This window comes from Pseudomonas sp. Leaf127 (genome assembly GCF_001423155.1).
Lineage (GTDB): Bacteria > Pseudomonadota > Gammaproteobacteria > Pseudomonadales > Pseudomonadaceae > Aquipseudomonas > Aquipseudomonas ovata.
This window is the reverse complement of the sequence record NZ_LMOA01000022.1, coordinates 375,191-388,117: the sequence shown is the minus strand read 5'-3', so window position 1 is coordinate 388,117 and position 12,927 is coordinate 375,191. Positions and strand designations below refer to the sequence as shown.

Sequence of the window (12,927 nt, the reverse complement as noted above, 5' to 3'; positions counted from 1 at the left end):
TGGTTAAGGGGGCCCGCATTCTAGCCCGCCGGGCCGGCCTGACCAACCCCGCAGCGCACCATTCGTCCCGGCCGTGGCCGGCAGGTCAGGTGCCGCTGCCCAGCCGCCAGGCCATCACGCCCAGGATCGACCAGCCAAACAGAAAGCACAGGCCGCCAAAGGGGGTAACGATGCCCAGCTTGCTCATGCCGGTCAGGGTCAGCAGGTACAGGCTGCCGGAGAACAGCACGATACCGGCGACAAAGGCGAAACCGGCCCAGGTGACCAGCCGCCCGGGCATGTGCGCGGCCAGCAGGGCCACCCCGAACAGTGCCAGGGCATGGATCAGTTGATAGAGCACACCGGTCTGGAACACCGCCAGGTATTCGGGGCTCAGGCGCCCTTTCAGACCATGGGCGGCAAACGCGCCCAGGCCCACGCCGGTGAAACCGAAAAAGGCGGCCAACATTAAAAAGCTGCGAAGCATCAAGAACTCCTGGGCATTTGCGCACGGTCTGTATAATGGCCCGCTCAACGGGTTCGGCCAAGCGATGTCTAATGCTGCGTATTCTTTTCCGTCGTGTCATCCAGGCCATGCTGTGGTTCGCCGCCGGCAGCTTCATTGTTGTTCTGCTGCTGCGCTGGATCCCGCCACCGGGCACCGCGCTGATGGTCGAGCGCAAGATCGAGTCGTGGTTCGATGGCCAGCCCATCGACCTGCAACGCGACTGGCAACCCTGGGAGCAGATCGCCGCGCCGCTCAAGGTGGCTGTGGTGGCCGGTGAAGACCAGCACTTTGCCGAGCACTGGGGCTTCGATATCGGCGCTATCCAGGCGGCTATTGCGCATAACGAACGCGGCGGCTCGCTGCGTGGCGCCAGCACCCTGAGCCAGCAGGTGGCCAAGAACCTGTTCCTGTGGTCGGGGCGCAGCTACCTGCGCAAGGGGCTGGAAGCCTGGTTTACCGCGCTGATCGAGCTGCTGTGGTCCAAGGAGCGCATTCTTGAGGTGTACCTCAACAGCGTGGAATGGGACGACGGCGTATTCGGCGCAGAAGCGGCCGCCCGTCATCATTTCCACACTTCAGCCGCGAACCTGTCGACCCAGCAGGCCAGCTACCTGGCTGCCGTGCTGCCCAACCCGCGCCGGTGGAGCGCCAGCCGTCCCAGCAGTTATGTGGCACGCCGCGCCGGCTGGATCCGCCAGCAGATGCGCCAATTGGGCGGCGACGATTACCTGCAGGCGATCCGGTAGGAGCGGCTTCAGCCGCGATGGCTTCACCCTTCCCGGTTGAAGCCGGTCCTGCAGGATCGTCGTACGGTTACCAGGCACGGACAAAAACGCCCCGACAAGTCGGGGCGTTTTGCATCACGGCGTGGATCAGGCGGCGATGGAGGTCTTGAGCTTGTTCATCGCGTTCTTTTCCAGCTGGCGGATGCGCTCGGCAGAGACGTTGTACTTCTCGGCCAGCTCATGCAGGGTCGCCTTTTCCTCGGCCAGCCAGCGCTGATAGAGGATGTCGCGGCTGCGGTCGTCCAGCACGTCCAGCGCCTGGTGCAGGTTGGCGGTGGAGTTGTCGGTCCAGTCGGAATCCTCGAGCTGGCGCGCCGGGTCGTAGCGATGATCTTCGAGGTAGTTGGCCGGCGACTGGAAGGCGCTGTCGTCGTCGGCTTCACTGGCCGGGTCGAAGGCCATGTCCTGGCCGGTCAAGCGGCTTTCCATCTCGCGCACTTCACGCGGCTCGACCCCGAGGCTTTCCGCCACGCGGTGGACTTCCTCGTTGTTCAGCCAGGCCAGACGCTTTTTCTGGCTGCGCAGGTTGAAGAACAGCTTGCGCTGGGCCTTGGTCGTGGCGACCTTGACGATGCGCCAGTTGCGCAGGATGAATTCGTGAATCTCGGCCTTGATCCAGTGCACGGCAAACGACACCAGGCGCACGCCCATTTCAGGGTTGAAGCGCTTGACGGCCTTCATCAGACCAACGTTACCTTCCTGGATCAGGTCAGCCTGGGCCAAGCCATAACCGGAGTAGCTGCGGGCGATATGCACCACGAAGCGCAGATGGGCAAGGACCATCTGGCGCGCAGACTCAAGGTTCTGCTCGTAGTAGAGACTGTCTGCCAGTTCACGCTCCTGCTCGGGCGTCAGCATCGGAATGCTGTTGACCGCATGCACGTAAGCTTCCAGGTTGGCACCTGGAACCAATGCATAGGCAGGTTGCAAAGAAGTGGTCATACGAAAGAAACCTCCAACAGATGTAGCGGGTGCAGCTCAGCACTGCGAAATTGACCGGGAACCGCTAGACAAGTTCCCTCAGCTGAATAAGTCAATTGGTCCTGCATAAACGAATGAAACAGCCCGGATTTACCGGGGGGCCAGCTCGCTCAGGTGGCGGGCGACCGCAATCCAAGCACCGATATACCCTAACAGTACCGCTCCAAGCAAGAGTGACAAGCCATCGCCCATCGGAACACCGGTCAAGGCGAAGTTGCTGCCATAGAGTCCGGCCAGACCGATCACGGCGTCGTTCAGCCAGTCCAGGCCAAACGCCAGCACACCCCACGACAACACGCCGGCACCGATGCCGTACAGTGCGCCCATATAAAGAAACGGCCTGCGCACATAGCTGTCTGTACCGCCTACCAACTTGATGACCTCGATTTCGACACGACGGTTCTCGATGTGCAGACGAATGGTATTGCCGATTACCAGCAACAGCGCCGCCACCAGCAGGACCGTCAGGCCGAAGACGAAGCGGTCACCCAGCTTGAGAATCGCCGCCAGGCGCTCGACCCACACCAGGTCGAGTTGCGCCTGTTGCACCTTGGGCAACTCGGCCAGCCGGGCGCGCAAGGCTTCGAGCGCCGGTTTGTCGACCTCCTGCGGTGTCACCACCACCACGCCCGGCAGCGGGTTGTTCGGCAAGGCCTTGAGCGCCTCGCCCAGGCCTGAGTCCTTCTGGAACTCCTTGAGCGCCTGGTCGCTGCTGACGTACTCGGCTTCGGCCACGTCCGGCATGGCCTTGATCTGCTCGCGCAGCCGACCGCCTTCGGCTTGTCCGGCATCCATCTGCAGGTACACGGAAATCTGCGCCGCACGCTGCCAGGAACCGCCCAGGCGTTCGATGTTGCTCAACAACAGCGACAGCCCCATGGGCAGGCTCAAGGCAATGGCCATGACCAGGCAGGTGAAGAAACTGCCGATCGGTTGCTTGCCCAGCCGGCGCAGGCTGTCGACCAGGCTGCTGCGATGGCTTTCGATCCAGGCCGCCAGCAAGGTGCTGAAGTCCGGGCCGTCATCGTCATGCGCGCCGCGTTTTTTCTTCGGATCGGGGTCGGCCGGACGGGGCGCCACCCGATCAGAGACTTTTGCGTTACTGCGCGGGCTGCTCATACGCCAGCCTCCCCGTCACCGATCAGACGGCCCCGCTGCAGGGTCAGCATGCGATGGCGCATCCGGGCGATCAGGGCCAGGTCGTGGCTGGCGATCAGCACACTGGTGCCCAGCCGGTTGATGTCTTCGAATACACCCATGATTTCCGCTGCCAGCCGGGGGTCGAGGTTGCCGGTCGGTTCATCGGCCAGCAACAGGGCCGGACGGTGGACGATGGCCCGGGCGATGCCGACCCGCTGCTGCTGGCCGGTGGACAGGTCGCCCGGGTACAGTGCCGCCTTGTCGGACAGCGCGACGCGCTCAAGCGCCGAATCGACGCGCTTGAGGATCTCGGGCTTGGACAGGCCCAGGATCTGCAACGGCAGCGCGACGTTGTTGAAGACGGTACGGTCGAACAATAACTGGTGATTTTGGAACACCACGCCGATCTGCCGGCGCAGGAAAGGAATCTGTGCCGTGCTGATCTGCCCCAGGTCCTGGCCGGCCAGCAAGAGCTTGCCCGAGGTCGGGCGCTCCATGGCCAGCAACAGGCGCAACAGGGTACTTTTGCCGGCACCGGAGTGGCCGGTGACAAACAGGAACTCGCCACGACGCACTCGAAAGCTCAGCTCATGCAACCCGACGTGACCGTTCGGATAACGCTTGCCGACCTGCTCGAATCGAATCATGGGCGCTCCCGTTCCGCAAACAGGGCCTGAACAAAAGGTTCGGCCTCGAAGGTGCGCAGGTCGTCGATGCCTTCGCCCACGCCGATGTAGCGAATCGGCAGGCCGAACTGCTTGGCCAGCGCGAAGATGACACCGCCCTTGGCCGTGCCGTCGAGCTTGGTCAGCGCCAGGCCTGTAAGGGTCACGGTCTGGTTGAACTGCTTGGCCTGGTTGATCGCGTTCTGCCCGGTGCCGGCGTCCAGCACCAGCAGCACCTCGTGCGGCGCCTCGGCGTCGAGCTTGCCGATGACCCGGCGCACCTTCTTGAGTTCTTCCATCAGGTTGTCTTTGGTGTGCAGGCGACCGGCGGTGTCGGCGATCAGCACATCGACGCCACGCGCCTTGGCGGCCTGCACCGCATCGAAGATCACCGAGGCCGAGTCGGCACCGGTGTGCTGGGCGATCACCGGGATCTGGTTGCGCTCGCCCCAGACCTGCAACTGCTCTACGGCGGCGGCACGGAAGGTGTCGCCGGCGGCCAGCATGACTTTCTTGCCTTCGAGCTGCAGCTTCTTGGCCAGCTTGCCGATGGTGGTGGTCTTGCCGGCGCCGTTGACACCCACGACCAGGATCACGAACGGCTTGTGTTCGGCCTTGATCACCAGCGGTTGCTCGACCGGCTTGAGCATGGCGGCCAGCTCGGCCTGCAGCGACTTGTACAGGGCCTCGGCATCGGTCAGCTGCTTGCGCGCGACCTTCTGCGTCAGGTTCTGGATGATCACCGACGTAGCCTCGACGCCGACATCGGCGGTCAGCAGGCGGGTTTCGATTTCTTCAAGCAGGTCATCGTCGATGGCCTTTCGGCCCAGGAACAGCGAGGCCATGCCTTCGCCGATGCTGGCGCTGGTCTTGGACAGGCCTTGTTTGAGACGGGCAAAGAAGCCGACCTTGGGCTCGGCAGGTGCCGCAGGCACTGGCAGGGTTTCGACCACCAGGTCCACGACCGCAGGGGCAGCAAGCGGCTCGACGACAGGAGGCTGGGCAACAGGCATCTGCGCAACAGGCGCGATGACAAGGGTTGGTGCGACCGGTGCAGGCTCGGTCACAGGCGCCAGGATGACCGGCTCCGGGGTGATGACCGGTGCCGCTTCGACGGGCGCTGCGGGTGCAGGCGCGGGAGCCGCCAGCGGTACCAGCTCGTTGACCCGTGCCACCGACTCGTCGGCCACCGGCCGGGTCAGCCACGACGGGGTCGGCGCCTCGGCGGGGGCCGGCGCAGGGGCCGAGAGCGGGGCGACAGGCGGTGTAACCGGCTCGGGCGCCACGCTTGCAGGCGCTGCCGGGGCCACTGGCGCCGGCACGGGCGGCACGTCGGCCACCGGCGGCTGCACGACCGGCGGCGCAACGACCGGCGCTACAGGAATGATCGGCGACGCGGGCGCTACAGGCGGCTGGACGACAGGCGCTTCGGCAACCGGCGTCGGGGTCGTCGGCACCAACGGCTCGGCCGGCGTCACGACGGGCGGCTCATTGGCTACGCCAGCAGACGGCTCTTCGGGCTGGACGGGAGGCTGGGCCTCGGGGGCAGGCTCGGGCGGCTGGACCGGCTCCGGGGCCTTTTTACGAAACCACCCGAACAGGCCTTTCTTTTCGCCAGCCGCAGCTGGGGTCTTCTTGTCGTCGTTGGAACCAAACATGGAGGACGGCTATCTCAAAGTAGCGAAACGCCAACAGGCCTTTCGGAAAATGCTGACATGCCAAACAGACTGCGTTCTGGGCTGCTTGTTCATTCGGCGGTTCTGGCGCGGCACATTTCAACCGCGCAAAGGGTGGTCTGTAAAACCGTCGGCCGGTCTTTTGCACACACACCCTAAAACAAGTTTCACGCGCCGGCAGGCCGTGAGGGTTGTTCGCCGCGCAAACGGATCAGTATCCTACCACCCCCGTGCCTGCCGACGCTAAGTCCAAGCAGGTCGTCTTACAGGTTCCAATAGCCATGAATGCTTTAGCCCGCCGTGCCGCAGGCCTGTTGCTCAGCACCCTCTGCCTGCCGCTGTCTGCCCTGGCAGCCGACCCGCAACCGACCCACGAATTCACCCTCGACAATGGCCTGAAGGTTATCGTGCGTGAAGATCATCGCGCGCCGGTGGTGGTTTCCCAGGTCTGGTACAAGGTCGGCTCCAGCTACGAGACACCCGGCCAGACCGGCCTGTCGCACGCGCTGGAGCACATGATGTTCAAGGGCAGCAGCAAGACCGGGCCTGGCGAGTCCTCGCTGATCCTGCGCGACCTGGGCGCCGAAGAGAACGCCTTCACCAGCGACGACTACACCGCCTATTACCAGGTGCTGGCCCGCGACCGCCTGAGCGTGGCGCTGGAGCTGGAAGCCGACCGCATGGCGACCCTGAAGCTGCCGGCCGACGAGTTCAGCCGCGAAATCGAGGTCATCAAGGAAGAGCGCCGCCTGCGCACCGACGACAAGCCGGTCAGCAAGGCCTTCGAGCGCTTCAAGGCCATGGCCTACCCGGCCAGCGGCTATCACACCCCGACCATCGGCTGGATGGCCGACCTCAACCGCATGACGGTCGAGGACCTGCGCCACTGGTACGCATCGTGGTACGCCCCCAACAACGCCACCCTGGTGGTGGTCGGTGACGTCAAGGCCGACGAGGTCAAGGCGCTGGCCGAGCGTTTCTTCGGCTCGATCGCGCGCCGCGACCTGCCACCGTCGAAAAAACCGCTGGAGCTGGCCGAACCCGGCGAGCGGCGCATTACCCTGCATGTGCAGACCCAGTTGCCCAGCCTGATGTATGCCTTCAACGTGCCGAGCCTGGCCACCGCCGAAGACCCGCGCTCGGTGCAGGCGCTGCGCCTGATCGCCGCCCTGCTTGACGGCGGCTACAGCGCCCGCATCCCCAGCCGCCTGGAACGTGGCGAAGAACTGGTGTCGGGTGCCGGCTCCAATTACGACGCCTTTACCCGTGGCGACAGCCTGTTCATGATCAGTGCCACGCCCAACGTGCAGAAGAAGAAAACCCTGGCCGACACCGAGGCCGGTATCTGGCGCCTGCTCGACGAGCTGAAAACCAAGGCCCCGTCGGCCGAAGAACTGGAGCGCGTACGGGCCCAGGTCATTGCCGGCCTGGTCTACGAGCGCGACTCGATCACCAGCCAGGCCACCACCATCGGCCAGCTGGAAACCGTCGGCCTGTCCTGGAAGCTGATCGACGAAGAACTCGCCGCCCTGCAAAGCGTGACCCCGGCCGACATCCAGAACGCCGCCAAGACCTATTTCACTCGTGAGCGCCTCAGCGTTGCGCACGTGCTGCCCGAGAAGAAGGCTCAATGATCATGCGCACACCCTACCGCTCTACGCTGACCGGCCTGTTGCTGGCCGCTGTCATCGCCCTGCCCGTGCAGGCCAACAATGCCGCCGGCAGCGATGCGCCGCGCACCGATGCCCCGCTGGGCCAGAACCTGCAGTCACTCAAGGAACTGGACAGCAAGGCGCCGGCCCGTCGCGACCTGAACATCCAGACCTGGAACACTGCCGAAGGCGCCAAGGTGCTGTTCGTCGAGTCGCGTGAGCTGCCGATGTTCGACCTGCGGTTGATCTTCGCCGCCGGCAGCAGCCAGGACCAGAACACCCCGGGGCTGGCACTGGTCACCAACGCCATGCTCAACGAGGGCGTCAAGGGCAAGGACGTCAGCGCCATCGCCCAGGGCTTCGAAGGCCTGGGCGCCGATTTTGGCAACGGCTCGTACCGCGACATGGCCATGGTGTCGCTGCGCAGCCTGAGCGACAAGGACAAGCGCGAGTCGGCCCTGAAGCTGTTCAGCGACGTGGTGGGCAAGCCGACCTTTCCGGCCGACTCGCTGGCACGCATCAAGAACCAGCTACTGGCCAGTTTTGAGTACCAGAAGCAGAACCCTGGCGTGATCGCCAGCAACGCGCTGTATGCCAAGCTGTATGGCGATCATCCTTATGCACACCCCAGCGATGGCAATGCCAAGAGTGTCGGCGCCATGACCCAGGCACAGCTCAAGGCGTTTCATGCCAAGGCCTATGCGGCCGGCAACGCAGTCATTGCCCTGGTCGGCGACCTGTCGCGTGACGAAGCCCAGGCCATTGCCGCCCAGGTGTCCAGTGCGCTGCCCAAGGGCCCGGCCCTGGCAAAAATGCCGGAACCGGTCGAACCCAAGGCCGGCGTCACGCACATCGAATTCCCCTCAAACCAGACCCACCTGATGCTGGCGCAGCTGGGCATCAGCCGTAACGACCCGGACTACGCCGCGCTGAGCGTCGGCAACTCGGTGCTCGGCGGTGGTGGCTTCGGCAGCCGCTTGATGACCGAAGTGCGGGAAAAACGTGGCCTGACCTATGGTGTATCCTCCGGTTTTACCGGCATGCGTGTGCCAGGGCCGTTTACCATCGGCTTGCAGACCCGTGCCGAACTGAGCGAAAACACCCTCAAGCTGGTTCAGGATGAAGTCGGCAAGTTTCTTGCCGACGGTCCGACCCAGAAGGAAATCGATGATGTGAAACGCGAACTGTCGGGCAGCTTCCCGCTGTCGACGGCCAGCAATGCTTCGATCGTGGCGCAACTGGGCGCCATCGGCTTCTACGACCTGCCGCTGACCTTCCTCGAGGACTACATGACCCAGGCCCAGGCCGTGACGGTCGAGCAGGTCAAGGCGGCGATGAACAAACACCTGGCGGCCGACAAGATGGTGATCGTCACCGTCGGCCCGACCGTGGCGCAGAAACCCTTGCCGCCACCTACTGACAAACCTGCCACACCGCCTGCGGGCGTTCCGGAGCATTAATGGCCAATCCACGTCCCAAAACGCATAACGGCCAGGGCCAGTTGCGCATCATCGGCGGCGAGTGGGGCAGCCGGCGGCTGAGCTTCCCCGACGCCCCGGGCCTGCGCCCGACCCCTGACCGGGTGCGCGAGACCCTGTTCAACTGGCTGGCGCCGTCCATCGTCGGCGCGCGGGTGCTGGATGTCTTCACCGGCAGCGGCGCCCTGTATTTCGAGGCGTTGTCACGCGGGGCACAGTCGGGCCTGGCGCTGGACAACAACCCGGCCGCCATCGCCAGCCTGCGCCAGAACCTTGAGCTGCTCAAATGCGAGAATGGCCAGGTGCTGCACAGCGATGCCCTGCGCCACCTGGAAACCGCCCCGGCAGAGGCTTTCGACGTGGTGTTCCTCGACCCGCCGTTCCATCAGGGCCTGCTGAGCAACGCCTGCGCCCTGCTCGAAACCCGGGGCTGGCTGGCGGAACGTGCGTGGATCTACACCGAAAGCGAAACCCCGCCTTCCACCACCGGCCTGCCGGGCAACTGGCGCCTGCACCGCGAGAAAAAGGCCGGCCAGGTGTATTACGGGCTCTGGCAAAGGGGCTGATACCTGTTGCACGGCCGGCACTGCCGGCCGTGTTCCATTGCCGTTGAGCCAATCGTCACTTACATCGGCCCGCGCTTGATGGCAACGTAGGGAACCGACCGACACTGCACTCACGACGATCGACGCCATGCCCTTGCCCTCCTTCCATCCCCTTCATGTCAGCCCTTTCGTTCCGGCGACCGGGCTGGGCAATCCGCACCTGCAAACCCTGTGGGGCCCGTTATTGCGCCGTGGCCTGCCCATCGAGCGCACCCGCGAGCGCCTGTGGCTGGACGATGGCGACTTTCTCGACCTCGACTGGCACGGCCCGCACCAGCCTGATACCCCGCTGGTGCTGGTGCTGCACGGGCTGACCGGTTCGGCCAACTCGCCGTATGTCGTGGGCCTGCAACGGGCCATGATGGCGCAGGGCTGGGCCAGCGTGGCGCTCAACTGGCGCGGCTGCTCGGGCGAGCCCAACCTGCGTTCGCGCAGTTATCACTCCGGCGCCAGCGAAGACCTGGCCGCCGTCATCGCCCACTTGCGTGCCCTGCGCCCACTGGCGCCCTTGTATGCCGTGGGCTATTCGCTGGGCGGCAATGTACTGCTCAAGTACTTGGGCGAGTCCGGTGAACACAGCCATTTGCTCGGCGCGGTCGCGGTGTCGGTGCCGTTTCGCCTGGATGAATGCGCCAACCGTATCGGCCAGGGCTTTTCGCGCATTTATCAACGCCACTTCATGCGCGAAATGCTCGGGTATATCCGTGACAAGCAGCGGCGCTTCCAGCACGAAGGCCTCAGCGAAGGCCTGGCCGAACTGGCGGCGCTGGGCTCGCTGGAAAACATGCGCACCTTCTGGGACTTCGACGGCCGGGTCACCGCCCCGCTGCATGGCTTTACCGATGCCCACGATTACTACAAGCGCGCCTCAAGCCGCTACTTCCTGGGCCGGATCCGCACCCCGACGCTGATGATCCAGGCCCTGGACGATCCGTTCGTGTTCGCCCACAGCCTGCCCGAACCAGCGGAGTTGTCATCGTGCATCGAATTCGAGCTGCAGGCCCGGGGCGGGCATGTGGGCTTTGTCGAAGGCTCGCTGCGCCATCCCGGCTATTACCTGGAACGGCGTATCCCGCTGTGGCTGGGCATTGCCCACGAGCGCGACAACCCGTATCCGCACGCGTTGTAAGCCTGATGCCGAGCCGTACAGACGCAGCAGATGAGCGCCATTCCCGGCTGAAGCCGGTCCTACAGGGTTATGCCGAACGCTAAACGTGTGGAGGGGCCGGTATGGGCAACTCCCACCCACAGCCTGCCTCCCACAGCGACAAAAAGTATTAAGATGCGCGACCAAAGGAGTGGTCTTCGCATGTCACGCAGTCATCTTTTTTATCGCGGTCTTCGCGACAGTGTGCCGATGCAGGTCGGCATCGCCCCGTTCGGCATCATTTTCGGCACCCTGGCCGGCGTAGGTGGGCTCTCGCTGCTGCAGGCGGTGGGCATGTCGGCGCTGGTGTATGCAGGGTCTGCGCAATTTATCGTGATCAGCCTGCTGGGCTCCGGGGCCAGCGCTGCGGTGATTCTACTGACCACGCTGATCGTCAACCTGCGGCATGTGCTGTACAGCGCGACCCTGCAACCGCACGTCAGTGCCCTGCCGCAACGCTGGCGTCTGCTGCTGGCGTTCTGGCTGACCGACGAAACCTTTGCCGTGGTGCAGCGCTTCTACCGGGTGCATGGCCGCACGCCGCAGGCACACTGGTACTGGCTGGGCGTCGCCACCGCGCTGTACGCCTGTTGGGTCGGCAGCTCGCTGGTCGGCGTGCTGTTCGGTCAGGCCGTGCCGGACATGGCTAGCTGGGGGCTGGAGTTTGCCATGCTGGCGACCTTTATCGGCATTGTCGTGCCGATGCTGCGCAACCGGCCGCAGATCGCTGCCGCGCTGGTGGCCGCTGCCGTGGCCTTGCTGACTTATGACCTGCCCTACAAGCTGGGGCTGATGGCCGCCGCCTTCAGTGGCATCGTCGCCGGTGTCGTGCTTGAGCGCCGACGTCCGGTCACCACCATCGGCGAGGTGCAATCATGAGTTTCTGGTGGCTGGTGGCGGCCATGGCCGCCATGACCTTTGCGTTGCGCTACAGCCTGTTCGCCTGGCCGAACCTGAGCTTCCCGCCGCTGGTGCGCCAGGCGCTGCATTACGTGCCCACGGCCGTGCTGACCGCCATTGTGGTGCCGGGCATGTTGCTGCCGGACGGCCAGCACTGGCAGGTGTCGCTAAACAACCCCTACCTGCTGGCAGGCATCGCCTGCATCGGCATCGCCGCCCTGACCCGCAACCTGCTGGCGACCATCGGTGGCGGGCTGGCCGTATTCTTCGTGTTGCGCTGGGTGCTTTAGGGTCTGTTGCCGTTTCATCACGGCCGCGCCGGCGCCCGTTTTGCCGCCAGGCAAGGCAGGCGCCGCGAAGTCTGGTCATTCCAGATGAGTGGCGAGTAACGCAGTCTCGCGGCAAAACAGGCCCTAAGGCAAACGATCAGGCGCCGGTCGCCACTTCACGCCGGCTGTCGGTGATCCACTCGCTCCAGGACCCTGCATACAGCGCGCCCAGCGGATAACCGGCCAGGGCCATGGCAAACAGGTTATGGCAGGCCGTCACCCCCGAGCCGCAATAGGCCACCAGGTCCTTGGGCGAGCGGCCTTGCAGGGCCTGGGCAAAACGTTCATGCAGCTGCTCGGGCGGCAGAAAGCGGCCGCCCTCGCCGAGGTTGTCTGTGAACACCAGGCACTGCGCGCCCGGAATATGCCCGGCCACCGGATCGATGGGCTCGACCTCGCCCCGAAAGCGCGGCTCGGCACGGGCGTCGATCAGGGTCAGGGTCGGGCGCCCCAGGCGGTTTTGCAGGCGTTCGGCGCTCAGCACCAGCGACATGTCCGGTTCGCCGGTCAACCGGCCAGGCACCGAGCGCGGCGCATCCAGGCTCAACGGCAGCCCGGCGGCATGCCAGGCCTTGAGGCCGCCATCGAGCAGGTACACGCCTTCGCGCTTGCCCAGCCAGGCCAGCAGCCACCAGGCGCGGGCGGCATAGGCACCAGGGCCGTCGTCGTAGAGCACGACCTCGCTGTCATCGTTGATGCCCCAGGCGCGCAGGCGCTCAAGCAGCACCTTGGGGTCAGGCAGTGGATGCCGGCCCGTTCTGCCTTTGGTCACCGGCCCGCTGAGGTCGCGTTCAAGGTCGGCAAAGCGGGCACCCTCGATATGGCCCTGCGCATAGCTGCGCTGGCCGTAATCGGCATCATCCAGCGCAAAACGGCAGTCGAGGATCACCAGACCCGGCGTCTGCTGCCGGGCGGCCAGTTCACGGGGGCTGATCAGTTGCGCAAGCGGCATAACGAACTCCTGTGGACAGAACATCGAATCATCATGCCACCGAGCATAGGCTGTGCCAGGGGCCGGCGTCGACTGGCCTTTGGTCTGGCCTTGCAGTGCTCGCAAGCGGTCGATGACCGATAATCGGCAC

General features: G+C 64.8%; 13 protein-coding genes. 7 read left to right on the top strand and 6 right to left on the bottom strand.

Going from position 1 to position 12,927, the window contains the following annotated elements; all coding sequences use genetic code 11:
* Positions 1-85 precede the first annotated feature (85 nt).
* On the bottom strand, positions 86-466 hold the full coding sequence (locus tag ASF84_RS19615; RefSeq protein ID WP_056840508.1) for a DUF423 domain-containing protein: 381 nt from the start codon (positions 464-466) through the stop codon (positions 86-88).
* A 71-nt stretch (positions 467-537) separates the two neighbouring features.
* Here ASF84_RS19615 and mtgA point away from each other — a divergent pair, with 71 nt between their 5' ends.
* Positions 538-1,233 carry a monofunctional biosynthetic peptidoglycan transglycosylase gene (mtgA, locus tag ASF84_RS19610; protein WP_056840507.1) on the top strand — a complete coding sequence of 232 codons (696 nt, stop codon included), beginning with the start codon at positions 538-540 and terminating at the stop codon, positions 1,231-1,233.
* Positions 1,234-1,359: 126 nt separating this feature from the next.
* Here the strand turns inward: mtgA and rpoH are convergent, their stop codons facing one another.
* The 4 genes from rpoH to ftsY all read right to left on the bottom strand — a co-directional run bounded on the left by rpoH (position 1,360) and on the right by ftsY (position 5,716).
* Positions 1,360-2,214 (bottom strand): RNA polymerase sigma factor RpoH, encoded by an 855-nt coding sequence (gene rpoH, locus ASF84_RS19605; RefSeq protein WP_056840506.1) that lies wholly within the window; start codon positions 2,212-2,214, stop codon positions 1,360-1,362.
* A gap of 129 nt (positions 2,215-2,343) precedes the next feature.
* Positions 2,344-3,372 carry a permease-like cell division protein FtsX gene (gene ftsX, locus ASF84_RS19600; protein ID WP_056840505.1) on the bottom strand — a complete coding sequence of 343 codons (1,029 nt, stop codon included), beginning with the start codon at positions 3,370-3,372 and terminating at the stop codon, positions 2,344-2,346.
* Entirely contained in the window at positions 3,369-4,040 is a 672-nt protein-coding gene (gene ftsE / locus ASF84_RS19595) for a cell division ATP-binding protein FtsE (RefSeq protein WP_056840504.1), read from the bottom strand. The genes ftsX and ftsE overlap by 4 nt, the downstream gene beginning before the upstream one ends.
* Positions 4,037-5,716 carry a signal recognition particle-docking protein FtsY gene (gene ftsY, locus ASF84_RS19590; RefSeq protein WP_056840503.1) on the bottom strand — a complete coding sequence of 560 codons (1,680 nt, stop codon included), beginning with the start codon at positions 5,714-5,716 and terminating at the stop codon, positions 4,037-4,039. Before ftsY ends, ftsE begins: the two co-directional genes overlap by 4 nt.
* A 299-nt stretch (positions 5,717-6,015) precedes the next feature.
* Here ftsY and ASF84_RS19585 point away from each other — a divergent pair, with 299 nt between their 5' ends.
* The 6 genes from ASF84_RS19585 (at position 6,016) to ASF84_RS19560 (ending at position 11,806) form a co-directional block, all read left to right on the top strand.
* Positions 6,016-7,368, top strand: coding sequence for a M16 family metallopeptidase (locus ASF84_RS19585; protein ID WP_056840502.1), 1,353 nt, complete (start codon positions 6,016-6,018; stop codon positions 7,366-7,368).
* Complete coding sequence (locus ASF84_RS19580; protein ID WP_056840501.1) at positions 7,365-8,846, top strand: M16 family metallopeptidase; 1,482 nt, start codon at positions 7,365-7,367, stop codon at positions 8,844-8,846. The genes ASF84_RS19585 and ASF84_RS19580 overlap by 4 nt, the downstream gene beginning before the upstream one ends.
* Positions 8,846-9,430, top strand: coding sequence for a 16S rRNA (guanine(966)-N(2))-methyltransferase RsmD (gene rsmD / locus ASF84_RS19575; protein ID WP_056840500.1), 585 nt, complete (start codon positions 8,846-8,848; stop codon positions 9,428-9,430). The genes ASF84_RS19580 and rsmD overlap by 1 nt, the downstream gene beginning before the upstream one ends.
* A 127-nt stretch (positions 9,431-9,557) precedes the next feature.
* Positions 9,558-10,598, top strand: a complete 1,041-nt coding sequence (locus tag ASF84_RS19570) for a hydrolase (protein WP_056840499.1) — start codon at positions 9,558-9,560, stop codon at positions 10,596-10,598.
* Between the two features lie 180 nt (positions 10,599-10,778).
* Entirely contained in the window at positions 10,779-11,495 is a 717-nt protein-coding gene (locus ASF84_RS19565; protein ID WP_056840498.1) for an AzlC family ABC transporter permease, read from the top strand.
* Positions 11,492-11,806 (top strand): AzlD domain-containing protein, encoded by a 315-nt coding sequence (locus ASF84_RS19560; RefSeq protein WP_056840497.1) that lies wholly within the window; start codon positions 11,492-11,494, stop codon positions 11,804-11,806. The genes ASF84_RS19565 and ASF84_RS19560 overlap by 4 nt, the downstream gene beginning before the upstream one ends.
* Before the next feature lie 136 nt (positions 11,807-11,942).
* Here the strand turns inward: ASF84_RS19560 and ASF84_RS19555 are convergent, their stop codons facing one another.
* On the bottom strand, positions 11,943-12,797 hold the full coding sequence (locus ASF84_RS19555) for a sulfurtransferase (RefSeq protein WP_056840496.1): 855 nt from the start codon (positions 12,795-12,797) through the stop codon (positions 11,943-11,945).
* Positions 12,798-12,927 lie beyond the last annotated feature (130 nt).